This window comes from Halolamina pelagica, from assembly GCF_001307315.1.
GTDB lineage: Archaea > Halobacteriota > Halobacteria > Halobacteriales > Haloferacaceae > Halolamina > Halolamina pelagica_B.
Window position 1 is genome coordinate 73,421 of the sequence record NZ_LGUC01000002.1, and the last position, 23,463, is coordinate 96,883.

Below are 23,463 nucleotides of genomic sequence, written 5' to 3' on the forward strand. Positions count from 1 at the left end.
GAGGGCGGCAGCGGCGAACGGGGCGGGCCGATACGCACACACCTGTCCAGCCGGCCACATCGCTCGGTGAGTCATCTACAGTCCTGGCGGACTCAGAAAGGGCGAGGCCGCCTCGGCCGTCCCCGACCCCGCAAGCACCGCAGCCCCGAGGCGCGCAGCGGTGGTCGCGGGACGTCGAGCGGCCGAGGGCTTTCGAGGGTCCTCTCCACCCGAATCAGACTAGCAATCAGTCAGCTGTCACCGGCAATCAGGTCCTCGATGAACCGGAAGCCGTTCACGAACGTCACCGAGTCACCATACCCCTCACTCGCGAGTACGGTTTCGGCCCCCTCGCCGGCCGCGATATCGGTCGTGTAGATGTACACCTCGGTCGCCGTTCCCGCGCTGAGGTTTTGGGCAGCTAGGGCGGCGAGGGCAGCGTCTGCCCGTTCAACTTCGTCTGCGGGCCGGTCATCTGCGTTCGCGATATACCGCTGGACGCCGTCCATCACCCGCGAGACAACCGGCTCGGAAAACTCGAGCGGCGCCGCAACCGTCGCCCATCCCTCGTCGATCGCGGCGTCGACGGGTGGCGCCTCGACGTCGGACTCGTCGACGGTCAGCTCCTCGTACACCCGTTCGGGCAGGACGAAGGTGATGTCGTTCCGGCGAGCGAATCGGCGAACAGCCTGGTAGCGGCTGTTCGAGGGCTGTCCCATCGCGACGAACAGGCCAGTGTCGGCGATGTGGAGCCGGCTCACGCGTCGTCAGCCGCGTCGCCGTCGTCGATATCCAACTCGTCGAGTCCTGCCCCAGCTTCCTCGATGTCGTAGTGCTCGTGGACGACGGGCCGGAGCGCCTGGAGGATCATCTCTGCAGCCAGCGGCGAGATGTCGAGGTCCTCCGCCATCAGCCGGTGGGTCACTTCCCCACGCTCCCGAGCAATCGCGTAGGTGAGCGCCGTCGCGAGGCCGGCGACGCCGTGGCGGTCGATGTAGGTGTCGATGTCGGCGTCCGTCTCGCGGCGGCCGACGGCGTCGATCAGCGCCGGCGTGATCGTGTACTCGCGGTCGCCAGCAGCCGTGGTCACGGTCAGGTCGATCTCCCGGGCGGCGTACCGGCGTGGCTGTTCGTCGTCGGTGACGTCGACGACGCCGGCGTCGACGAGCCGGTTGACGTAGCTGTAGGCCGTCCCTTGGGCGAGATCGAGGTCGTCCATCACGTCCTGGACGGTCGCCTCGCCCTCCCGAGCGAGGTAGGCGTACAACTGGGCCAGCTGTGGCTCCTCGAGGAGGTCCGCGACCGAGAGGAAGTCCTGGACGATGTCGCCGTCGGCGCGATTTGAAGTGCGTGACACGATTCGTTCTTGATTACAGTTTACAGCGAAACAGTAAAGAGTGTTTGGGTCACTCAGCCGGCGTCGCGACGAGATGCTCCTCGAGATCGCGTGTCCAGTACGTCGCGAGACCACCCGGACTACAGCAGGCGCACAGCTGTATCGGGCCTTCGAGGTGCCCCAGTTCGACCCGGAACCGGGTGAGCCGGGCGGGACCGGAGGTCCCGCTGGAAGCCGGCGCGGTGGGCCGGCGACGCCGCGAGCGTGTCGACGACCAGCCCACAGCCGTCACAGGCGACGTGATTGCGCTCGTCGGGATCCGGCTCCGTCTGAATCGCGCAGTCGACGCAGATCGGGTGAGTGACCCGTTCGTCTTGGCCCCAGGTGTGGACCTCGCCAGTCTCGGTGCCGGGCGCCGCGTCGCAGAACGCACAGCCGACGAGGGTCTGCTGCATCACTCACCCTCCGCGTCGGCGTCGCGGTCGGCCGTCCAGCCATAGTGGAAGACGGCCAGCTGTGTCGTCGAGTCGAACGTGGTGCCGCTCGGCTCGTGAACCAGAACGTGGTCTTCAGGAACCGGAGTGACGACGTCCGCGTCGACGAGGTCGTTGACCAGGCGCTGGGCCGTCGCGTCGTCGATGTCTGCCGTTTCAACCTGGGCGGCGTCACAGTCCTGAGCGAGCTGTTCCTTCTCGAACCGTTCGTAGTCGGCAGTCGTGTCGTCGTGCGGATCGGGACCAGGCATGGTGCGTCACGCAGCGCACACTGTCGCGCGCTGCACGCCTCCCGGCGCCGACAAACAGTCAGGGCCGACGGTATCAGTCCGGTCGCGGATCTCGATAGCCGATGACGGCGACGTCGTCGATGAACAGGACGCCCTTCATGAAGTCGAGCTTGGTCAGACTGTGCTGGTACAGGTTATGCCGACCCAGGTAGTTTACTGGCACCACCAGACAGCCGAACTCGATCTTCGGCCGGCCGTCCTTCTGGGTGCGGTACCCCTTCTGGAACTTGAGGAGGTCGTCGCTGACGTTCTTCCGCTCGCTCTTCTCGACCTCGATGGCGATGCGGGCGTCGGCGTCGTAGAGGTCGACGCTGTAGTTAAACCCCTGATGCGACCAGAGCTTGCAGTTCGGGTTGTAGCCGCCGGCGGCGTCCCCTTCGTACTCGTACTGCGAGAGCTTGTCGGCGATCGCGGCATCGAAGCCGCCGACCTCCGTGTGTTTCGTCGAGCCGTCGAAGACGCTTGCTGGGACGGCCTCGACGGCCGACCGAATCGACGCCAGCGCATCGTCCGGAAACGCCTCGGACGAGGTTTGGGTGCGGCGCTCGCTCAGTTTGGTGACCTCCTCGACGACGACCATACTCACTCTCGACGAACAGTGCGCCGATAAAACCCGTCGCGACGGCCGTTCGTGCGGGCCGGCCGCCAGGATACACTCACTCGAGGGACAGGGCGGTGGGTGGGGCGAGGGAGTGGATCCAGCCCCAGCGTTAACCAACACTGTGTCGGTATCGGCCGGAGATGTTGGTTAAGTCTAGCCGCTACGGTGTCTGGAGCTCTCGAACTGGCTTCACGACGAAAGTGTCTGGCTCGCTGGCTGCTCTCTCACCTGACCGTTCTGCCGGCGTCGAGGGCGACCGTGTGAGCTGGGTGATGAGTTCGTCGCGAACAGTTCGTCGAGGGACGGTGGTCTCGTGCCAGCCCAGCCGGTCGTCGAAGTGCCGCTTCTGGAACTGCTCGCCGACGTCGTCGGCGGCGACGTACTGCGTCCGCGTCGACCGCCCGACCTGCCGTGAGACGAAGACCGCGCCCACGGCCTCGTGCGTGAGCTCGACGAGAGTACACTCCACGAGGGCGACGACCGACGCGTGATCCCGGTCGGTCGGAACCGTCATCTCGAGGTCCGCCCACGGCGCCTCACCGTCGGTGGTAGTTCCTGCCTGATGCGCTGCTCGTGTTTCGCTGCGTCGTTCCGAAGCCATCGTCTATCGGGGGCACGTGATGCGCCCCGCCACCCCCTCGCGGGGGCAACAGACACCACCGAAACGTACCCGGTCAACCTATGAGATAATTCTGATACTTCTGTAGTTCCGCTACCCCTGTGATGGCCCCTCGGCCTGAGAGAGCCGGCGGCCTTCGCACATTGCATATCGCCTCTTTCTTTGGACGAAAACCGCGATATGCAAGACACTATAACGCCCTCAAATCAAAGGAGAACCTCTTCGGGCCGATTTGAAGGCGTAGAAAGTACCTCGACGAGTTCCGGGATAACCCTGTGGTTACAAAAATTGCTCGACGGCGGGGTAACAAAGGTGATATCGCCGATATCCGACTTCTTTGGGGTTACTGCTTCACCTATTCTGACCCCCTCGAGGTTGTCCGTCTCGACACTTCGAACTGTGGATTACCCCGATTTTCTCGATTCTGGCCGTTTTAGACGCTGAAAATTGCTCGACGAGGATTCAGAAGGGAGTGTCCTTGGTCTGCAAACAATTCTCGACAATATGAGGGAAGACTATGATTTAGAATTGCTCAGCGGGACCGGCGGACTCCTCCTCAACCTGCTCGTACATCTCATCCGGGAACGGGAGGCTGCCCCAGATCGAGTAGGGACACTGGTCCTGACCGATACAGTAGCGCTGTAGATCGTCGTTGTCGCAGTTCATCGGCAACGGCGTGTCGCCGTCGATCGTGTTCGAGAACTCGTAGCGGACTTGGTACTCAGTTTCCTGCTCGTCGTACCACGGCCACCTGAAGAAGACGTCCTTGAGGTCCGCGACGATCTCGTCGAGGCTGCTGTCTTGGTACTGCGGGAGCCACATCACCATCCGCGCGAAGTTGTAGAGATCCTTTCGAACCGGCTTCTTCTCGTGTAGTCGCTCTTCCATATTCGCCATACAGGGGAGTTCAAAGAGGTCCTCCATCTCTCGCACTTCGATCTGCTCGGCACCGGTTCCGGCTCGCCCGATTCGGTACGTATTGACGCGCCCGTCGCGGTCGATCGTGACTGCCGAGTGGGACTCGTGGTCGGCCAGGTGCTTCGCGAGACTGCTCGGACTCGAGATTCAGTCCGTTACAGAGGCTTCCGAGTAATTCCCGGCGTCGTACGAGGTGATCGCTCGATGGGCTCACGAAGTTCATTTGGGTCGACATCGCGAACGTCCATCTCCTCTCGGAGGGCACGCCGATAGAGGGCAGAGGCGTTGATGTGGTCATTCCACATCAGGTATAGGTCGTCGATTTCCTCGATTGTGACTGACCTCGTAATCATACTTGGAGGGACGGGTCTAGACCAATTGTATCCCGGTACTCAATGCTGATCTTCCGAGTATCACATATATTTTGTCTAACAGTAAATTAAATAATTAAAATTAAATAACGTCAGAACAGTTGGGTCGCCCGTAGTTGAAACAGTTCGAGAAAATAGGTAGCTCTGCATTGCCTGTCGTTCGGTATCCGGTGCGTCCGTCATCCCTGCTTACTAACTTCTGAACAGGGGCTTCAGCAAGCTACGCCCTAGGGAGGAATCTGGCCCGAGCAATTTGCATCCCACTCTCTCACTGTAAATCAGATATATGGATCAACCCAAATTATTTGTAGCTCGGAAACTAATCGAGACCAGAGATGGTGAAGGAACCCACTGGGTCGTGGAAAGACGACATGACCGGACGGGAACGCGTCCGGGCGGTCGTCGAAACGCTCCAGGAGGCTGCAACGGTCTCAAACATCGCGGCCCGTGCTGAGGTTTCTCCAACGACCGCGGGTGACGAACTCGAGCAGCTCGAATCGGACAACCGGGTCAACAAGACGCTCGTCGACGATCAGAAGGGCTATGAATTGAATCCGGCCCGACTGTTCTTCGACGACCTGCTGGAACTCATCCAAGAGAACACCCGCGACGAACTCGAAGCCCAGCTAGAGCAGCTAAAGAGTGAAGAGGAAACACTCCAGGAAGAGTTCGAGACCGATTCGCTCGCCGCGCTCCGAGAAGACCTGGTCGAGCAGGAACTCTCTGCAGAGGAGGCCAGAGCGATCCGGAACACAGTCTCAACCTGGGAAGCACTCGAGACCGAGCTCACGCTGGTCCGGCGCGCACTCCAACTCTATGATGACGTAACAGAGCTGAATACCTCTGCAGATTCCCCAGCAGCAACAGTCTAACACCAACGTGATTTTTCTCGCGAACCGCGCCAATCTCCAGCTACGGCGGTTACATAAGGAACGAATCGTCAATCGGTTCGAATCGGACGGACGATTCGAGACGGTTGAATTTTCCCGGGCAGATATTCGGTCTCCAGGACAGTATCGAGTTGTGTCAGAGATCAACCCGCAAGCCTTCCTTGAGGATCCATCATACCCAACAGAGGCGGCTCGAATCGAGGTTGGGTTCGACCAGCTCGGAAGTGCTGGAATGGACCACTATTGGATCAACTGGGTCGAACCAGAACGGTCCATGCTCGTTGGGTGGCACCAAGACGACACTCATCCGGAGTTCGGAGAGATCCACCTCCAAGTCAACGCTGGGGACACTACAATCGAGCATGGCCCCGCAGCGTTCATCGACTCACACCCGCTGGATGTGCTGAGCAAGCGCCTGACTCAACTGCCGGAAGTTGTCACAGCGGTGCGGTGGAAGGATGGCCGGCCAACTGAGGTCGACTTCTGAGCTCAAAGAAACGGAGTGTACCGTCAGACAGTATCCCTCTACTTCCGGTGTAAGCGAAATTACCTGTCGCCGTCGTTCGAGCTCTGCCTTCCGCTCTTCGACGCGCTCTTCCAGCTCCTCCAAGCGCCGCCGTTGACCTCGAATCGAGACCTCCATGTCTTGGCCGGCCGCAGCCTGCTGCTGGTACTCCGAGATGAACGCCTCAATGCGTTCTCGTTCGGCTTGTGCGTAGGCCTTTAGGTTCTCCCGTTCCTGTTCGACCTCGGCTTCCCGATCGGCCGTGATCTCCGCTTTCGTCGTCGACAGCACGTTTGCCACGTACGCCTCCGCAGCCTCCTCAAGGGCCTTCCGACTCTCGACCAACTCCCGAACAGTCTCACTATCCGGCTTTGCTCGGACCGTATCGGCCGCTAACACCTGCTCGCCGATCGGCCGGCGCGGACTCTGACTCCCCAGATCGACGAAAACCGGAACGAGCTCTTCCTGAATTGTCTCGCCCGTCCCATCTTCGAACCCGACCCGATAGACGAAGGTGATCCCTGGATGGTCGACGAACGGCAGCAGTTTCAGTCCGACCAGTCCGTCCTCACCTGCCAACAAGCGCCGTCGCAGCCGTGCCACCAGGGCGTCGTCGGGAGAGAGGTACTCAACTCCCTTGTGCTCCATTGCGAACTCACGAGAGAAGGTCACGAGCCCACCCTCCGTGGGCTCTGCGAGCGTCCGTTGTCGAACGTCGGAAACGCCGGGCAGCGCTCCGTCGCGAGGTTCCACGCTTTGTCGGGCTCCGCACGATCACGAACCTGTTCGGTTACTCGCGGTAACGCAACTACAGAATCTCCTCGAGTGCGGCGACGAGTCGATCGTTGACCTCGAGCCTGGCCGTTGTCACTCGCATGTATCCAGGACCGAGATGGCTGTATTCGGGCGGTTTCACGAAGAAATTCCGCCCTCGGATCGGCACGGACGGCTCCGTCTGTCACGGGGAACGCGTCACCGCTCGCGCCTATTCGGCGCCGTCGGTGCCTTCGAGTCGACGATCGAGGGCCGCCAAAAGGTCGTCCGGTCGACTGTCCGCGGGAAGCGACTTCGTCTCCCCGTCGACCAGTTCCATCCGGAGCGTCCCGTCCCCCTCCGTGACGGACCTGACGTCCTCGTACGGAATCCGCTCCGTCTGGTCCCCCACCGTCCAGGTCCTGCTGAGCAGGTTCATCGAACCGTCGTGGTGGACTGTCAGCGCCGACTCACCGAGGGTCACGACGGCGAGGTCGTAGCGCTTCGAACGGTCGAAGCCCACCACGGAGTCAGAACCGACCGCTATCGGGTGAATAGTGGACGTATCGTCCAGGTCGAGTTCATCCGCCACGGCGCGACGGACGCTCCTCATTCCGTCGGCGAACGCGTCCCCACTGTGTCGGTTCACGGCCCGCACCCCGGCGACAGCTACTCCCAGACCGGCGACCAGCACGCCGATTCCCAGTGCAGTCCGGTCGGCCGCGTATAGGAAATTGCCGCCTAACATTACCACGAGAATGACGGCCCAGGGCCACTGCCAGCCAACGGACCACACCCGTGAAACTGTCCCGACGTCGATCGTTCCCTCCTCAGACACGGTTTGTGCCTCCGGAATCACGCCACTCGGCGTCCACTGTCACGCGAGTCGGTTCGTCAGGAGTGTCCTTCCGTCTCGCGTTCGAGCCGTGCTCGCTCGTAGCTACGTCCGTCCAACGGCTCGTCCGGAACCCGCAGAAACGGCGTGGCCTGGGGACTCGGCCGCATCGAGTGCTCGCTGACGCCTGATGCGTTCGGTCCCCTCCACGACCGTCTCGAGCGCGAAATTCGGCCGGCACGAGCGATCCTTCCGCCGACACCGTCTCGGGCGGGTTGCGGAATCGACCTCCATTGGCCCTGCCGGGGAAGTCTTGGTCGCTTGTCGCCTCACCACGCTCGGGGTCTGTCATCGAACGAGTCCCGCTACGCGTTGGAGCGATAAAACGTTATTGCACCAAACGCACAATACTTCTATTGGTCACCCGTTTCCCAGGAAACGGATAGACGGAACTGCGTTCCGGGTCGCCACATGTGCAAAGCCCCTACATCGACGGCGAACAACGCCCCACGGGATACGGTGACGACCAGCGGAGATGATCCGACGGTCAGCCCCCGTTTAGTATCTACTGAGTGTTCGTCATCCCGCCGTCCACGACGAGTGATTCACCGTTCACGTAGTCCGAGAGATCGCTTGCGAGAAACACCGCCGCGTCCGCGACGTCTTCGGGCTGGCCGGCCCGCCGTGAGGGGATCGCCTGTAGGAACTCTTCTTCATTGTCCGTCCCCATAATCGGGTAGTCCTCAGTGGTCATCGTCGTCTCGATCAGCCCCGGGTGGATAGCGTTCACCCGAACGCCGTCGGGCCCCAGCTTCCCCGCCATCGCGTACGTGAGTAGTCGCACGGCACCCTTCGTCCCACAGTACGTGACGAACTCGCCCGAGCCCTCGAGACCCGCGACCGACGAGAGGTTGATGATCCGCCCGCCACCGGCTTCGACCATCCGCCTCGCGGCCGCTTGCGCGCCGAAGTAGACACCTTTGACGTTGATGTCCATCATCCGATCGAACCCGTCTTCGTCGACTTCCAGGAACTCCTCGCCGTGGAAGATCCCCGCGTTGTTCACCATCACGGAGACCCCGCCGAACTCCTCGGCGGCCTCGACTGCCGCCTCGAGGTCGTCGACGTTCGCGACGTCACACTCGACGAACGTCGCCCTCGCCTCCGTTTCGGCCTCGATCAGTTCGTGCGTTGGGTCTCCCCCCTCGCGAGGCGCCTCCTGGATATCCGCGATAACGACGTCGGCCCCCTCCGAAGCGAACCGCCGAGCGATCGCGCGTCCGTTCCCGCTGGAACCACCCGTAACGACTGCCACGTCATCTTTGAGTAATGTTGACATCACATGGCACCTAGGTCGGAAGTATATATAAGTATATTTCGCCTACATGGCCATCGGACAATATATCGCGGCGGGTTAGAGCCGTTCCCGCGATAGAGGGGGTGAAGGCGGTGTAGAGCATGCCGCACCAGTTACCCACAGAACACGGGACCCGCGTTCGGAGCGCCACTCCGCCTCGCGGCGAACTCCCCTTCAAACGTCTGTATCGCCGCGGCCCCAATGGCGTGCAACCGTACCGTACGCGCCAATTTTTGTGTGGCGGCGCCCTACTACCGGCGATGGTACCTTCGCCGATCGAAGACGACGACGAACGACGAGCCGCTGTCAACGAATTACACGACCACTTGGCGGCGACGGCGGAGTTATCGATCGACCGTGCCGCGAATCGGTGGATCGGTGAAGCGGAAGCGCTCGCAGCTGACCTCCTCAAAGCTCCGAACGAGCCGGAACTCGTTCGCAAGCGTGCTACCCAAACGGCAGCGCTTCTCGACGAAGTCGATGACACGGGCGACTCAACGGCAAACGAACACGTCACGGCCGCTGCACGGATCGCGGACCAACTCCGCGGTGAGTAACCGCCGCCGAAACGGGGCTCACCTTGCTGTAGGCGAAGCTGCAGAACCCGTTTCGTGCTGCTGTTGTACTTACCGTAGTACCTCTCACATCAAGGCGGGTCTCTGACTACCGAATTTGGGGTGTAACAGTCAGTAAATCCGGCTGAACAGCAGGCATGAATGTTTAAGCACAACCCAGATGTACGACGACTGGAATGCGCCCTCCAGAAAGTACGAGACGTGAGTCACTGATCCACCAATTGCCCGTATGAACCGGCGTACATACCTCGCGACGGCTTGTGTCGGTACTGCAGCACTATCGGGGTGCCTATCGGTCCTTCCGTCGGACAAGCCGGACACGCCGTTGCCCACGGTCCCTAACGGGACTTGGACACAGCACGGGGCAAACAGCGCGAACACGTTCGTGTCGGACGTTGCCGCACCTCCGCGGGGGAACCTAGCGTGGGAGTCGGCGGCTTTCACGCGATGGGACCCGGTGATCACCGACGGAACCGTCTACACCACCAACTTCGACCCCAGCAACGAGGGAAGCGCCATCGCACTCGACGCACAGGATGGTAGCGAACAGTGGCGGACAGTTCTCGAAGGGGCTGGCGACCATGGAAGAGCGCTCGTGGACGATCTCTTCGTCGTGGCACACAGCGAGGAGCTCGTCGCCCTCGACCGACGGAACGGAGATATCGTCTGGCGACGCCCTTTCGAGAAGTCGATATCCACCGGCAAGGACTACTCGCCGGAGCTGATCGCCGTCGACGAACGGTCGGGTATCATCGTCGTTCCGTACCGGGACGGCCTCGAAGCCTTCCGGGCGACGGACGGCGAACCGCAGTGGGAGACAGCCGGGGTATCACAGCAGCAACTCACGCCCGCGATCCACGACGGAACCATCTACGCTGTCGGGCGGATCGACGGGACGGACAGCCTCGCGGCGTTCGATCTCACCGACGGGACGGCCCGTTGGACGAGAGCACTGACTGACGCGTCGACGAGCGCCGACCCGGTGGTAACTGAGCGTGGCGTTTTCGTCGTCGACGGGGACACACTCGGCATCCACGACCATCAGACGCGAGAACGGGACCGTGACATCCACGTATTTGAGTCTGGTGAGGTGCACAGCACCACGGTAGCTGTGGACCGGGGGACAGCGTTCGTGGCGAACGACGAGGAGCTTCTCGCGGTCGATATCGAGGCCGGAACGACGCGGTGGCGACACGACGACGAGGTGTACGCCCAAGGGTTCTCCGTCGGGAGCGAGACAGTGGTCGCTATGGTTGATGGATCCGAATACGTCTCCACCGAACTCCGGGAGACGATAACCGCCTTCGACCGTGAAACCGGGGACGTACGGTGGAACTACGTTTTGGACGGCTTCCACTCCGTGACGATCCCACCGATTCTGGTCGGCGGGGCCGTATTCTTTGCGACCAGCAGCATCGGAGGCCTGGCCGTACTCGGGGACGTCGATTCGGACGACTAAGCTCAGTGGCTCGGGTGTTCTTGGCAAAATCTGACCTTCTGTACAGGATGAGCGGTGTGGCGGATTGAGAGCTTGTAACCAACAGATTTGCGCCTATACCCCGATGTTGGTTAAGTCCTGCCGACAGCAGTCTCGAAGGTCGAAGACCAATACCGCCCTACTCCACGACGGAGAGCAGCCGATCGCGACGGTTCCGGACGGTCTCGATCGTCACCGCCGCCGCCCTTGCCGCATCGGCTCGCGGCAACGGCGCGTCGTGGGCACACGCCGCGATCCTCGAGAAGCGTCGATTTTGCGAAGGTGACGGCGCCGTTTCCCGTTCTGGCACCCATGAACAGACGCTTCCGGCTGAACCGATCGTCCGCCACGAGCGTTCCGGAGCGCGTGTTCTCCTCGGCGGGGAGGCTCACCGAGTCACGCCGCAGGCACTGTCGCCCGGTTGGGAACCCCCGCGGCGGGGGGGAGTTCGACCCCCGTCCCGTCTCAGTCGGCTTTCGGAAGCGTGACCGCGAACACCGCCCCTCCGGGTCGTTATCCTCGACCCAGATGTCGCCGCCGTACTGGTCGACAAGCGTCCGGGCCAGATACAGGCCGATCCCCGTCCCGCTGCTGTCGAGGCTCATCTCGCCTTTCCCGAAGATCGTCTCCTGCTGTTCCGCGGGGACCCCTGGACCGTTGTCCGCGACCGTCACGCGGATATCGTCGGCTCGCTCTTCGACGCCGACCTCGACGATCGGCTGGTCTTTGTCGTTGTGCTGGACGGCGTTGTTGAGGAGGTTTCGGAACACCGAGGGGAGCATTTCGTTCGCGCGAACCTCGATCTCCGGGATCGGCTCGTCCACGCGAATCTCGGCCTGCGGGTGCGCCTCCCGGCGGAGCGTTATCTCGTTCGTGAGTTTCTCCCGGAGCTCCGTCGGCTTCACGTCGACCTCCTCGTCGGTCGTGAGCGTCTCGACGTAATCACGGGCGGTCTCCGTGAGTTCGACGATGTGTTCGCCGCTCCGGAGGATCTTCTCGAGGAACTCGGCGCCGTCGTCGTCGACGTGGCCTTCGAGCAGTTCGCCCCACCCGAGCATGACCGCCATATCGTTGCGGATGTCGTGGCGAACGACCCGGTTCAGCACCTCCAACTCCTCGTTGGCCTGTTCGAGCTCGTCCTCGTAGCGTTGGCGCTCGGTCACGTCGCGGACCGACGCGAGCGCAGCCGGCGATCCCTCGTACTGGATATCGGCGACGCTGACCTCGGCGACGCGCTCGCTCCCGTCTTTCGTTTTGAACGTAAGGGTATAGCGTGACGGCGGCGGGTCCGCATCGGGGTCGAGCCGTCGTTCGTACCGCTCCCGAACGAGTTGGCGATCCTCTGGCGCGATCACGTCGACGAAGGGCCTCCCCCGCAGTTCGTCGATTTCGTACTCAGTGATCTCCGCCAACCGGGCGTTGGCGAAGACGAACTCGCCGTTCTGGACGATCGCGACCCCGTCGTGGCTCTGCTCGACGAGCGTCGCGTACTTCTCACGCTGCTCGGCGAGCTCCCGTTCGCGGCGCTTCCGGTCGGTGATGTCGACGAAGGACGCCATCAAGGCGATCGGCTCCCCCTCGTCGTCCACCACGTAGCTCACCGAACAATAGGTGTCAAAGGTCGTTCCGTCATCGCGGACCGCTTGGAGCTCGCCTTCCCAACTTCCCGTCTCAAGGGCCTCGTCCATCACCTGCAAGGCGGCCTCAGGATCTACGAAGAACTCCCTCACCGGCTTGCCGATGAGCTCCGCTTCCTCGTCGTACCCCACATCTCACGGGAAGCCGGGTTGAGCGACCGCAGCTCACCGTCGAAGTTCGCGATCGCGAGACCGCTCAGCGCGGATTCGTAGGCGTACTCGTAGATCTGGAGCTGCTTCTCCCGTTTCCGGTGTTCGGTGACATCACGATTGACCGCGACGTACCCCTCGAGAGTACCACTGTCGATTTCGATCGGTGCGATCGTCTGGTCAAGGATGACTTGGTCGCCCTCCTTTCGCTGGTCGATCATCTCGCTTTTCCACTGCTGGCCCGCCTGAATCGTGTCCCAGAGCTCCTCGTAGAACTCGTCGTCGTATTCGCCCGAGCTGAGAATCGCCGGCGTCTCACCGACCGCTTCCTCCACGGTGTACCCCGTCACCTCCTCGAACGCGGGGTTTGCGTACTCGATAACCCCGTCGGTGTCGGTGATGTAGATCGCGTGGCCGGCGTGCTCGACGGCGGCTTTGAACTTCTGGAGCTCGCGTTCGCGCTCCTTGCGCTCCGTGATGTCCTGGAACACCCCCTGACGAGATCACGCTCGGTGTGTTCGCCGGTGCTGACTTCCCCCGCGCACGAACGTCTCGAACCTCCCCGTTGGGCCGGACGATGCGGAGTTCGAGATCGTACGGCTCGTCGTGCTCGATCGCGCGGGTGATTGCCTCGGTGATCTCGTCACGATCATCGGGGTGGTAGAAGTCGATCGCTTCCTCAAGTGTCGGTTCGTAGTCGTCGTCGACGCCGTGGATGCGACGGATCCCATCCGACCAGGTGAGCTCGTCCGTCTGTGGATCGAACTCCCAGACGCCGATGTCGGCGATATCCTGGACGCGACTGAACAGGAACTCCTGTCGTTCGAGTTCGCGCTTACGGTCTCGCTCGTCGGTGATGTCGCGGAACACCCACAGGCGGCCGAAGTCGGTGCCATCGTCGCCGACAACCGGGGCGGAGTAGCGGTCGAAGACGCGGCCGTCCGTGAGCGTGACTTCGTCGCGACTCGTCTCGCCGGGGCGGTCGTAGAGCGCCTCGACGAGGTCCAGGAACCCCTCCGGGTCCGCGACCTTCTCCTCAACCGCCCAGTCCAACAGCGCTTTGTCCGAGTTCGTCTCGACCACCTCGTCCGGGATCTCCCACATCTCGACGAAGCGGTCGTTGTACGCCACCGTGTTGCGGTCCTCGTCGACGACGAGCAGTCCGTCGATCGTCGCCTCCATCTGTGCCTCGAGCAGCGAGGACTGATACTCGAGTCGTTGCTGGGACTCCTTCGACGCCGTGATGTCCATGATGAACCCCTCAACGGCGACGACCGTTCCGTCCTCGACGACGCCCTGGCCCTGCTCCCAAACCCACTTCACCGTGCCGTCGGCGGTCCGGATACGGTATTCGAGGTGGAACGGCTCTCTCGCGGCGATCGCCGACTGGACGGACTCCCAGACGCGATCGCGGTCCTCCGGGTGGATCACGTCGTCGCCGTAGCTCACCTCGCCATCGACGAACTCCGTTGGGTCGTACCCCGTGAGTGCCGCAGCGTCGTCGCTGATGAACTCCATCGGCCACGCCGGTTCGGGACGGCAGCGATACGCCGTCCCCGGGACGTTTCCGAGCAGCGTCTCGAGCCGGCGCTGGTTCTCTTCGAGCTGTTGCTCCGTGCGGACCTGATCGACCGCGTTTTCGATGCGGTTCGCGAGGAGACTGAACTGATCTGTGTGGAGCGATTTCTGTAGGTAGTCGGTAACCCCCGCCGAAATTGCCTCGCTCGCGACCTCTTCACTCCCTTTGCCGGTGAACAGCACGAACGGCAGATCGGGGTACTGCTCGCGGACCGCTTCGAGCAGTTCCAGCCCGTCCATCTCGGCCATCTGGTAATCACTGACGACGCAGTCGATGCGCTCCTCGGCCAGCCGGTCAAGCGCCTCCTCGGCACTGGTTGTGGTTGTCACGTCGAACGCCGGCCGTTCTGCCTCGAGCGACTCGGCGGCCATACTGAGGAAGTCGGGTTGGTCGTCGACGTGGAGAATAGATACCGCCGCCTCGTCGCCTGGCGGGGCTGTAGAGGCGTCGCCGCTGTCGGAGGCAACCATATTGGTGGGTTATCGAAGAGACGCCCCTAAAACTCCCGGGTAAATGTGCCGAAGGCGTAATATTCATTCAGCGGAGGGTATCTCCCGCCTACGGTCCGTAGCCGATGTCGAAAACCGCACCGGGGCAGTACGGGAGGGCTAGAACAACCCGTGGATGGACCCGTCCTCGTCGACGTCGATGTGGGCAGCGGCTGGGTCCGCGGGAAGCCCGGGCATCGTCAGCACGTCGCCCGTCAGCACGACCACGAACCCTGCGCCAGCGGACGGGGAGAGCTCCGTCACGGTGAGTGTCCAGTCCTCCGGCACCCCGACTTTCCCGGGATCGTCCGAGAGGGAGCTCGGCGTTTTGGAGATGCAGACGGGCATGTCGGCTAACCCCTGTGACTGGATGCGCTCGATGTCGTCGCGGGCACCCGACGTGAACTCGACATCGTCGGCGCCGTACACCTGCGTCGCAACCGCGCGGATCTTCTCAGTGAGCGACGCGTCGAGGTCGTACACGCGCTGGAGATCGGCGTCGCCCGACTCGACCTCCCGTTTCACCAACCGGGCGATATCGGTCCCACCTGCCCCGCCGTCGGCGTGAAGCGTCGAGACTGCCGCGGGCACACCGCGTTGCTCACAGTGGTCGAGTATCTCCTGCATCTCCGCGTCGGTGTCGTCGGGGAAGCGGTTGATAGCGACGACGACCGGGAGGCCCATGGATCGGAGAACGTCGACGTGGTGGTCGAGGTTCGCGAACCCGGCCCGGAGCGCGGCCATCGGGTCCGATTCGTCCGCCTCGATCCCGCCGTGTTTCTGCAGCGCGTCGACGGTGGCGACGATGACGGTCGCATCCGGCTCGACGCCCTCTCGGGAGACCACGTCGACGAACTTCTCGGCACCGAGATCGGCGCCGAACCCCGCTTCGGTGACGAGGTAGTCACCGAGCCGAAGCCCGAGCTTGTCGGCCAGGATGGAGTTCGTCCCCGTGGCGATGTTGGCGAACGGGCCGCCGTGGACGAACGCCGGCGTTCCCTCGATCGTCTGGACGAGATTCGGCCGCAGGGCGTCCTTCAACAGCGCCGCGACCGAGCCGGCGACATCGAGGTCGGCGACGGTGACGGGGTCGCCCTCCTCGTCGTAGGCGACGATGATCCGGCCAACACGCTCTCGGAGGTCGCTCACGTCCGTCGCGAGACAGAGCACCGCCATCAGCTCGGAGGCGGCGGTGATGGAGAACTCGTCCTCTCTGGGTGGGCCGCTCGCGGTGCCGCCCAGGCCGACGACGGTCTCACGCAGCGCGCGGTCGTTCACGTCGAGCGCGCGCGGCCAGACGACGCGGTCGGGATCGATGCCGAGCCCGTTGCCGTGGTGCCGGTGGGCGTCGACCATCGCCGAGACGAGGTTGTGCGCCGAGGTGACGGCGTGGATATCGCCGGTGAAGTGGAGGTTGATCTCCTCCATCGGCAGCACCTGGCTGTACCCGCCGCCCGCAGCGCCGCCCTTGATGCCGAACACGGGGCCGAGAGAGGGCTCACGGATCGCGACGACGCTCGTCTCACCGAGGCGGTCGAACGCCTGGCCCAGACCGACCGTGGTGACGGTCTTGCCCGCGCCGCGGCGCGTCGGCGTCATCGCCGTCACGAGCACGAGGTTGCCGTCCGCTGGCTGATCCATCGCGCCGTTGATCGCGTCCCACGTCAGTTTCGCGACTTCGTTGCCGCGGTGGTCGAGATCGGCGTCGGCGAGCCCCAAATCGGCTCCGACCGACTCGATCGCTCGCCGGTCGGCGTTTCGGGCGATGTCGATATCCGCAGGAACGGCGTCCTGGTCTGTGTCCATATAGACGGTACTGGAGGGCGAACAACCCTTAAAGGGTAAGCCAATTCCCGGAGCGTGGCGATTCCGTGGGCTCGGTGGCGAGTCGCTCAGCGAACGATGATCACGGGGACCGGCGCACGTTTCGAGACCGTCTCTGCCACGTTCCCGACGAGGAACTGGCGTGTCACGCGACTCCAGTCTGCGCCATGAGCGCCGACGACGACCGTGTCGTACTCCTCGGCACGGTCGATGATGTTCCGGGCAGGGTGGCCGATGCCCACGATGGTCTCGATCTCTCGATCACGCTCGCGAGCCAGCTCCCGGGCCCGTTCGAACGCCGGTTCGGCACGCTCGGCGGCGGCCGCCTCCAGATCATCCGCGAGCGCAAGCCCCGTGGCCTCGCCCATCATCGACGACGGGACGCCGACGACGTGGAGAACGGACACTTCGGCGTCCGGAAAATTGTCGAGTGCATACTCGAGCGCCTTCGCTGCGTACTTCGAGTCGTCCATCGGAACGAGAATACGAGAGGCCATGTCGCAACCGAGACCTCCCAGCTACCTAATTCCCTGCCCCAGCCGACGCCCAGAATCCGGAGAATCCGTCAATTCGCTCGCGCGTTACGCTTCGCGGTCGACGAAGGATTTCGCGAGTTCGGCGGTGGCACGGCGAAGCCGGTACGAGACCGTCGACCGGGGGAGATCTAGCTCGGTGGCGAGTTCGTCGAGCGTCACCTCGCGTGGGGTCTCGAAGTAGCCGCGGTCCACTGCCGTCGCGAGCACGTCCTGCTGTTCGGGGCGGATATCGTTCGGGTGGAGGAGGCGGCTATCCCACTGGTCGGCCTCCCGCAGGTGGTTGAACGAGAACGTGGCACAGTCCGTGAGCTGCCCGCCGACCGCGTCGTAGAGCAGGCCGACGTTCTCGTCGTCCTGAACGAGGACGTCCCACGTGGTGCTCCGCCCGCTCCGGGTCTGTCTGAACAGCGCGCCCGTCGAGAAGAACGTCGCCGCAATGAGCGGGACCGCATCACAGCGTGTCACGTCGGCGAGATAGGTGAACGTCATTCGCTGGCCTCGCTTCTTCTCCAGGAGGCTCGTCCGGCGGGTCCCGTCACACCGGCGGTCCGTGATCGAGTAGCGCTTGATTGAATCGTCGAGCAACTGGTCGTCGACTGCAGCCAGTTCCTCGGGTGCGCCGGTCAGTCGCTCCAGTGCCCACATCTCTGTCGGGTCGAGACAGGCATAGAGGGTTTCAGCCCGGAGCGACCCGTGTTCGATGAAGAGGTCCGCATACTCGTTACAGCCGTGATCGTACGTGAGCGTGAAACTGAACTCGTACATGTCGTCAGCCGCGTGGCGCTGTCGAGGACAGCCCCGTGGCGCGATTTTCTGCGCGAAGCTACGCTTTCCCCCGGTATCACCGTTCCGACCTCGGCACGTGTCGATCGGGGTGTTGAAACGGGACAAGCTGCCGACACGGAGAGCCAAACTCTCGAAATGCCAGGATTCGACTGGCACGCTTGTTTATCACGACGAACCCCCTACTGTTCGATATGCAATCGACCCACCGGTTTGCGCTAGCGGCTGGTCTGGTCGTCGCCTCGGGGGTCCTAAGCGTCCTCACCGCACCGGATCTTCCCGAACAGTTGGCGACGCATTGGAACGCCGCTGGTGTGCCGGATGACACGATGTCGAAGCCGGTCGCACTCGCGCTCATTCCGACACTAACGGCAGTCCTCCTCGGTATGTTCGCCGTTATCCCCCATATCGATCCTCTCGGTGAGAACATCGACGAATTCCGTCCGATCTACGACTGGTTCGTGGTCGGCTTCACGGCGTTCATGACGATCGTCCACACAGGCATCGTCGCATTCAATCTCGGCTACGAGTTCGACTTCGTCCTGTTGCTGCTGGCAGCCCTGGCCATCCTCTTCTATCTCGTCGGCGTCCTCCTCGACCACGTCGAACGCAATTGGTTCGCCGGTATTCGCACCCCGTGGACGATGAGTAGTCCCGAGGTCTGGGAGCGGACGAACGCCCTTGGGGCGACGCTGTTCAAACTCACCGCCGCGGTAGCACTGGTGGGACTGCTATTCGAGAAGTACGCAGTCTACTTCCTGATCGTTCCCGTGTTGCTGACGGCCGTGATCACGGTGGTATACTCCTACTATCTGTACGAACGCCTCGAGGAAGAGCCGAGTGGCGTGTAGCAGTGTGGGCGGAATGATTCATCAGGGGTTCTCAGTGGCGTAGAACCCCGGGATCGATCAGTCATCCGTCGCGATCAACCCCTCGTCGGGGTCGTCCGACGGCCGGTCGACAGTGACCGAAAAATCCCCCTCCTCGACGGAGATCGTGACGTGTTCGAAGTTTCGTTCGTAGACACTGCAGCGTCCGTACCCCGGCTTGAGGATGATGCGCTCGTTGATCAGTTCCGCCCGGCTGAGTACGTCGAGCTTCCGATACACCGTCGAGCTCGGGATGTCGCAGTCGTCGGCCAGATCGGCGGCCGTCGTCGGCTCCGTCAGCCGACACAGGATTCGCCGGCTGGTTTCGTCGCTCAGCGCATCGAGGAGGCGGTCGATGGGGTTCGTCTCGTCGGATTCGACGTTGCGGCTACTCATGGGACAACGAGTTGAGACACGCGGACGACCCGGTCATACGGGTTCTTGCAATGCTGTTCCGTGGTTAGCCCCGTCCCGGTTCAAGAACAGTCTCACTACCGACGGTAACACACCCAGGAACAAATCGCTCGGGTTGTCGTAGGACAACTTTACTGAACGATCGAGAGTGTACTGTTGAACCTTGTCACAAACCAATCGGGGGCGCATCTGGATCGACGCCACCGCCAGCGCGATTGACAGCCGGAGCGGTGGGAGAACGGAGTGGACCGAAAGGACTCGACACGTCCAGCTCACAGCCTGCTCGGGGCGCTGAACGCGAGAAACCGGCGCCAAAAAGCGCTCGGAAAAACCGACGGACGAATGTGGAGAACCCGCGAATCCGAGTGGTGGAGCGTTAGTCGTCGGCGACGGCGCTCTCCTCAGTGGCCGCACAGCGGTTCGGGCCGAGTTCGAGCTCCGTCTCCTCGTCCTGGTCTTCGGGCTCGTACTCGCCGGCGTTGGTCGCGATGACCTGCTCGTAGTTCGGCGGCTTCGACGGGAGGTTCTCGAACATGTGCTCGACGAACTCGTCCTCGGGCAGCCGGAGGATCTCGTTGTTCTCCCAGAGGTAGCCGACCGTGGAGAACATCGGCTGGCCCGGCGTCACGTCGACGTACTCGCCGTCGTCGGTGACCGAGAAGTGCCCGGGCAGGATCTTCACGTCGTTGGGCTCGGTCATGATCGTCCGGTGGAGCGTTTCGTACTGGATACGGGCGCCGTCTCGGGCGTCCGCATCGGCGAACTGGAGCTCCGTCCGGCCGATGGACTCGACGAACAGCGTGTCGCCGGTGAGCAGGGCCTCGTTGTCGACGAGGTAGGACGTCATCCCGGTCGTGTGGCCGGGCGTGTGGACCGCCTTGATCTCCACGTCACCGAGCTCGACGGTGTCGTTCGGCTCGATCGGGTCGAACTCGAACTGCGGGTCCCGCGTCGCGGCGGGCGCGCCGAGGTGGTACGGCACGTCGAGTCGGTCGGCCAGTCGACGACCGCGTGAGATGTGGTCGGCGTGGATGTGTGTGTCGAGGATCCGGGTGACCTCCAGCCCCCGCTTCGAGGCGGCCTCGAGGAACTCGTCGGTCGCCCGAGTCACGTCGATGAGGGCGGCTTCGCCGGCCCGCTTCGAGCCGACGAGGTAGCCGAGACAGCCTTTCGAGCGGCGCTGGAGCTGGACGACGACGAGGTCGTCGTTCTCGGTGGCGATCGGGACCTCGTCGTACACCATGCTCCACGCTTCCATGCCGCCTTCCACAGTTTTCGCCTCCTCGACGTACCCCTCTTCCTCCAGGTACGTGGCGAACTTGCCGGCGGAGTTCCCCGTGGCACAGATCGTGACGACGGTGTCGTCCTCGCCGATCACGTCGGGGTCGAACTCGCCGACGAGTTCGTCGTCGCTGCCGGAGTACTCGACGTTACGCGCGTCGGCGATATGCCAGTCGTCGTAACTGTCGGGTGATCGCGTGTCGAAGAGCACGAACTCCTCGTCCGCGTCGATCATGTCGCGCAAGCGTTCTGCAGTGATTGTCTCGACCATCGTCACTGTATTGTACAGTGTATGCACGTATAACCGTTCGAGCCGTGAAAATAATGTTCCGGAAGCACGGCCGCCCGACACAACTATCGAAAATATGTCCGCTATATTCGGCCCAGTAGCGCTCCCAAAGTCCACATATTCGAGAGAATCAACCCAATCTAAGATTGTTTTTCACGCACGCGAGCGAGCAGCGCACTGGGCAACAACGTCTTTATTACCACCGGGCCCCGATATTGCCTGAGTAATGCAATTCTCCGACGCCGAGGACACGCTGGAGGACCTGCCACCCAGCTCCAAGTTCATCTACAAGGAGTTGACTCGGGAGGGGTCGATGACCCTGAAGGGGATCACCGAGGCGACGCTGTTGGGCTCACGGACCGCCCGCTACGGCCTCGAGAAGCTCGAGGAGGCGGGGTTGGTCGAAAGCGCGCCCGCCATCCACGACGGCCGACAGACCTGTTACAGCATCCGGACCCGGTCGATGGGCGATGACCGGATGGGCTACCCCGAACGGCTGCTCGTCAGCCCGGAGTCCGCCCGGGACATGCTGTCGAAGTTCGAAGCGGACGATCCCGAGTTCCGGCTCGTCGAAGTGTCCTCGACGTACGACGACGGCCACATCCCGGGGGCGGTGGCGCTCGATCCACAACGGGACTTCAGCGAAGCCGGGAGCCGAACGGTGCCCAGCAGGGAACGCCTCGCCACGATCCTCGGCGAGCGGGGCATCACTCCCGACAGCACGGTGGTGCTGTACAGCGACGGCGTCAACGAGTTCGCCGCGTTCGTCTACTGGGTCCTGAAACACTACCGCCATCGCGACGTTCGCCTCCTCGACGGTGGCAAGCAGTACTGGACGGAGAACGACTATCGGACGACCGAGCGGGAGCCGGACGTCACGCCCGTCGAGTACGACGTCCAGCCCCCGAACGATCAGATCCGGGCGTACCGTGACGACGTTCAGGACGCGCTCTCGACGGACGTGACGCTCGTCGACGTTCGGTCGCCCGAGGAGTACCGTGGGGAGACGAGCGTCCCCGCACGAGCGTCCGGGCATATCCCGCGGACGGTCAACGTCGAGTGGACGAGCGTCGTGCAGGACAGCGGGCGGTTCGAGCACCGGTCGGCGCTCGAACAGCCGTTCCTCGAGGAGGATATCGACGGCGAGAACGGGATTATCCTCTACTGTAACGTCGGCGAACGGTCCGCACTCGTCTGGTTCGCGCTCTCGGAACTGCTGGGCTACCCCCACGTGCAGAACTACGACGGCTCCTGGAGCGAGTGGGGGAACCTGGTCGACGCCCCCGTCGAGTCCCCGAGAAGGAGTGAGACCGACCCCGGTGGGTGGCAGGCGATTGGAGAAATTTTTGTCCCTATCTATCATATTAGGGTGGCGAATCCAGTAATATTGTCTTTTCCGAAGGAGACAGAGGTTCATGCGGTGTATCTTCGGTCGGTATGGACCATATACTGGTGCTCGGTGCGGGAGTTGGGGGCGCGATGAGCGCGAACATGCTCGATCGGCGCCTCGACGACGACACGCAGATCACTGTCGTCGACAAGAGTGCAGAACACGCCTATCAGCCGTCGTACTACCTGTTGCCGTTCGGGTACATGGAGCCGGAAGACCAGTTCCGCGACATCCGGGAGATCATGCGCCCGGGCGTCGAGTTCGTCGAGGACGAGGCAACCGGTGTCGACCCCGATGAGAAAACGGTCGACCTCTCGGAGGAGACCCTCTCCTACGACTACCTGATCGCCGGCCTGGGTAATCGACTCGGCGGCGAATCGGTTCCCGGGATGATGGAAGGATGGGAAGAGACCAACGAGGTGTTCCCGTTCTACTACTTCGAGGCGGCGATGGACATGCGGGAGGGGCTGAAAGAGTTCGACGGCGGCACGTTCGTCGTCAGCGTCCCGGACACACCGTTCAAGTGCGGTGGTGCCCCGCTGAAGATGACGATGCTCGCCGAGGACTACTTCCGGCGACAGGGGATTCGCGACGACGTCGACCTGGTGATGACCAAGCCCGGCGACGCCGTCTTCGGCGTCTCCCCGTACCGCGAGAAGCTCGAGGAGATCTGGGCGGAGCGGGACATCGAGTTCCGCGGCGGCTTCACCGCCGAGGAGGTCGACTACGAGGCCCAGGAGATCCACTCCGCCGAGGGTGAGACCCAGGAGTACGACTTCTACGCGCCGGTCCCGCCGCAGTTCGGCCAGCCGGCGCTGACCGAGAACTCGCCGCTGACGGAGGGCGACGACGAACACGGTGGCGAGTACGTCACTGTCGACAAGAACACGATGCAGCACACCGAGTACCCGGACGTCTTCGGGATCGGTGACGCCGGTAACACGCCGAACGCGAAGACGGCGGCTGCGGCACGGAAGCAGGCCCACGTCGTCGTCGACAACCTCCTCGCCCACATGAACGACGGGCGGATGACCGCCGAGTACCACGGCTACGCCGCCTGTCCCCTCCTGACGAAGAAGGGGAAGGCGATGATCGCGGAGTTCGACTACGAGAACAGTATCTCGGCGCCCGTCGAGAGCCGGGCGAACTGGATCCTGGACATCAACGTCCTGCCGAGCGTGTACTGGAACGCCTGGCTTCGAGGGTACGACCCCCTCCCCTAA

The 23,463-nt window shown here is 62.9% G+C and carries 22 protein-coding genes and 2 pseudogenes; 6 read left to right on the top strand and 18 right to left on the bottom strand.

The window, feature by feature from the left end:
* Positions 1 to 230: 230 nt before the first annotated feature.
* From SY89_RS13990 to SY89_RS16810, 7 genes and pseudogenes are all read right to left on the bottom strand, one after another.
* A complete protein-coding gene (locus SY89_RS13990) occupies positions 231 to 740 on the bottom strand; it encodes a hypothetical protein (RefSeq protein WP_054584790.1) in 510 nt (169 codons plus the stop codon).
* The gene (locus tag SY89_RS13995; RefSeq protein WP_054584791.1) at positions 737 to 1,336 is read right to left on the bottom strand and encodes a DUF7437 domain-containing protein; all 600 of its coding nucleotides are present in this window, start codon (positions 1,334 to 1,336) and stop codon (positions 737 to 739) included. Before SY89_RS13995 ends, SY89_RS13990 begins: the two co-directional genes overlap by 4 nt.
* A 49-nt stretch (positions 1,337 to 1,385) precedes the next feature.
* Positions 1,386 to 1,770: pseudogene (locus tag SY89_RS14000) on the bottom strand (DUF7558 family protein).
* Positions 1,770 to 2,060 (bottom strand): hypothetical protein, encoded by a 291-nt coding sequence (locus SY89_RS14005; RefSeq protein WP_054584792.1) that lies wholly within the window; start codon positions 2,058 to 2,060, stop codon positions 1,770 to 1,772. The pseudogene SY89_RS14000 and the gene SY89_RS14005 overlap by 1 nt, the downstream one beginning before the upstream one ends.
* A 73-nt stretch (positions 2,061 to 2,133) precedes the next feature.
* Positions 2,134 to 2,679, bottom strand: a complete 546-nt coding sequence (locus SY89_RS14010) for a hypothetical protein (RefSeq protein ID WP_054584793.1) — start codon at positions 2,677 to 2,679, stop codon at positions 2,134 to 2,136.
* Between the two features lie 181 nt (positions 2,680 to 2,860).
* Positions 2,861 to 3,301: a hypothetical protein gene (locus SY89_RS14015; RefSeq protein WP_054584794.1), complete on the bottom strand. Its 441-nt coding sequence runs from the start codon at positions 3,299 to 3,301 to the stop codon at positions 2,861 to 2,863.
* A 540-nt stretch (positions 3,302 to 3,841) separates the two neighbouring features.
* Positions 3,842 to 4,444 (bottom strand): annotated as a pseudogene (locus SY89_RS16810) (primase-associated protein); the annotation flags it as partial.
* Between the two features lie 499 nt (positions 4,445 to 4,943).
* Between SY89_RS16810 and SY89_RS14025 the strand changes: the two are divergent.
* Positions 4,944 to 5,480 (top strand): DUF7342 family protein, encoded by a 537-nt coding sequence (locus SY89_RS14025; protein ID WP_054584795.1) that lies wholly within the window; start codon positions 4,944 to 4,946, stop codon positions 5,478 to 5,480.
* 403 nt (positions 5,481 to 5,883) lie between these two features.
* Here SY89_RS14025 and SY89_RS16815 read toward each other — a convergent pair whose 3' ends face one another.
* The 3 genes from SY89_RS16815 to SY89_RS14040 form a co-directional block, all read right to left on the bottom strand.
* Complete coding sequence (locus SY89_RS16815; protein WP_144427267.1) at positions 5,884 to 6,756, bottom strand: hypothetical protein; 873 nt, start codon at positions 6,754 to 6,756, stop codon at positions 5,884 to 5,886.
* A gap of 232 nt (positions 6,757 to 6,988) precedes the next feature.
* Positions 6,989 to 7,594: a hypothetical protein gene (locus tag SY89_RS14035; RefSeq protein ID WP_144427268.1), complete on the bottom strand. Its 606-nt coding sequence runs from the start codon at positions 7,592 to 7,594 to the stop codon at positions 6,989 to 6,991.
* Positions 7,595 to 8,156: 562 nt separating this feature from the next.
* On the bottom strand, positions 8,157 to 8,930 hold the full coding sequence (locus tag SY89_RS14040; RefSeq protein WP_054584798.1) for an SDR family oxidoreductase: 774 nt from the start codon (positions 8,928 to 8,930) through the stop codon (positions 8,157 to 8,159).
* A 278-nt stretch (positions 8,931 to 9,208) separates the two neighbouring features.
* Between SY89_RS14040 and SY89_RS14045 the strand changes: the two genes are divergently transcribed.
* Together SY89_RS14045 and SY89_RS14050 are read left to right on the top strand one after the other, a co-directional pair.
* Positions 9,209 to 9,505 (top strand): hypothetical protein, encoded by a 297-nt coding sequence (locus tag SY89_RS14045; RefSeq protein WP_054584799.1) that lies wholly within the window; start codon positions 9,209 to 9,211, stop codon positions 9,503 to 9,505.
* 247 nt (positions 9,506 to 9,752) lie between these two features.
* Positions 9,753 to 10,982 carry an outer membrane protein assembly factor BamB family protein gene (locus tag SY89_RS14050; protein WP_054584800.1) on the top strand — a complete coding sequence of 410 codons (1,230 nt, stop codon included), beginning with the start codon at positions 9,753 to 9,755 and terminating at the stop codon, positions 10,980 to 10,982.
* A 110-nt stretch (positions 10,983 to 11,092) separates the two neighbouring features.
* Here SY89_RS14050 and SY89_RS14055 read toward each other — a convergent pair whose 3' ends face one another.
* From SY89_RS14055 to SY89_RS14080, 6 genes are all read right to left on the bottom strand, one after another.
* Positions 11,093 to 12,769: a PAS domain S-box protein gene (locus SY89_RS14055; protein ID WP_054584801.1), complete on the bottom strand. Its 1,677-nt coding sequence runs from the start codon at positions 12,767 to 12,769 to the stop codon at positions 11,093 to 11,095.
* On the bottom strand, positions 12,727 to 13,194 hold the full coding sequence (locus SY89_RS14060; protein WP_239685705.1) for a PAS domain-containing protein: 468 nt from the start codon (positions 13,192 to 13,194) through the stop codon (positions 12,727 to 12,729). Before SY89_RS14060 ends, SY89_RS14055 begins: the two co-directional genes overlap by 43 nt.
* Positions 13,103 to 14,836, bottom strand: a complete 1,734-nt coding sequence (locus SY89_RS14065) for a PAS domain-containing response regulator (protein ID WP_054584803.1) — start codon at positions 14,834 to 14,836, stop codon at positions 13,103 to 13,105. Before SY89_RS14065 ends, SY89_RS14060 begins: the two co-directional genes overlap by 92 nt.
* 138 nt (positions 14,837 to 14,974) lie before the next feature.
* On the bottom strand, positions 14,975 to 16,660 hold the full coding sequence (locus tag SY89_RS14070) for a formate--tetrahydrofolate ligase (protein ID WP_054584804.1): 1,686 nt from the start codon (positions 16,658 to 16,660) through the stop codon (positions 14,975 to 14,977).
* Positions 16,661 to 16,746: 86 nt separating this feature from the next.
* Entirely contained in the window at positions 16,747 to 17,175 is a 429-nt protein-coding gene (locus SY89_RS14075; protein WP_054584805.1) for a universal stress protein, read from the bottom strand.
* 84 nt (positions 17,176 to 17,259) lie between these two features.
* A complete protein-coding gene (locus SY89_RS14080) occupies positions 17,260 to 17,979 on the bottom strand; it encodes a helix-turn-helix domain-containing protein (RefSeq protein ID WP_054584806.1) in 720 nt (239 codons plus the stop codon).
* A 212-nt stretch (positions 17,980 to 18,191) separates the two neighbouring features.
* On the opposite strand from SY89_RS14080, the gene SY89_RS14085 reads away from it, so the two are divergent.
* Positions 18,192 to 18,848, top strand: a complete 657-nt coding sequence (locus tag SY89_RS14085) for an SdpI family protein (RefSeq protein WP_054584807.1) — start codon at positions 18,192 to 18,194, stop codon at positions 18,846 to 18,848.
* Between the two features lie 57 nt (positions 18,849 to 18,905).
* Here the strand turns inward: SY89_RS14085 and SY89_RS14090 are convergent, their stop codons facing one another.
* Positions 18,906 to 19,262, bottom strand: a complete 357-nt coding sequence (locus SY89_RS14090) for an ArsR/SmtB family transcription factor (RefSeq protein WP_054584808.1) — start codon at positions 19,260 to 19,262, stop codon at positions 18,906 to 18,908.
* Positions 19,263 to 19,656: 394 nt separating this feature from the next.
* Complete coding sequence (locus tag SY89_RS14095) at positions 19,657 to 20,832, bottom strand: MBL fold metallo-hydrolase (protein ID WP_054584809.1); 1,176 nt, start codon at positions 20,830 to 20,832, stop codon at positions 19,657 to 19,659.
* A gap of 244 nt (positions 20,833 to 21,076) precedes the next feature.
* Between SY89_RS14095 and SY89_RS14100 the strand changes: the two genes are divergently transcribed.
* Both SY89_RS14100 and SY89_RS14105 read left to right on the top strand, forming a co-directional pair.
* Positions 21,077 to 22,333: a rhodanese-like domain-containing protein gene (locus tag SY89_RS14100; RefSeq protein WP_080506761.1), complete on the top strand. Its 1,257-nt coding sequence runs from the start codon at positions 21,077 to 21,079 to the stop codon at positions 22,331 to 22,333.
* Positions 22,288 to 23,463 carry an NAD(P)/FAD-dependent oxidoreductase gene (locus tag SY89_RS14105; RefSeq protein ID WP_080506762.1) on the top strand — a complete coding sequence of 392 codons (1,176 nt, stop codon included), beginning with the start codon at positions 22,288 to 22,290 and terminating at the stop codon, positions 23,461 to 23,463. Before SY89_RS14100 ends, SY89_RS14105 begins: the two co-directional genes overlap by 46 nt.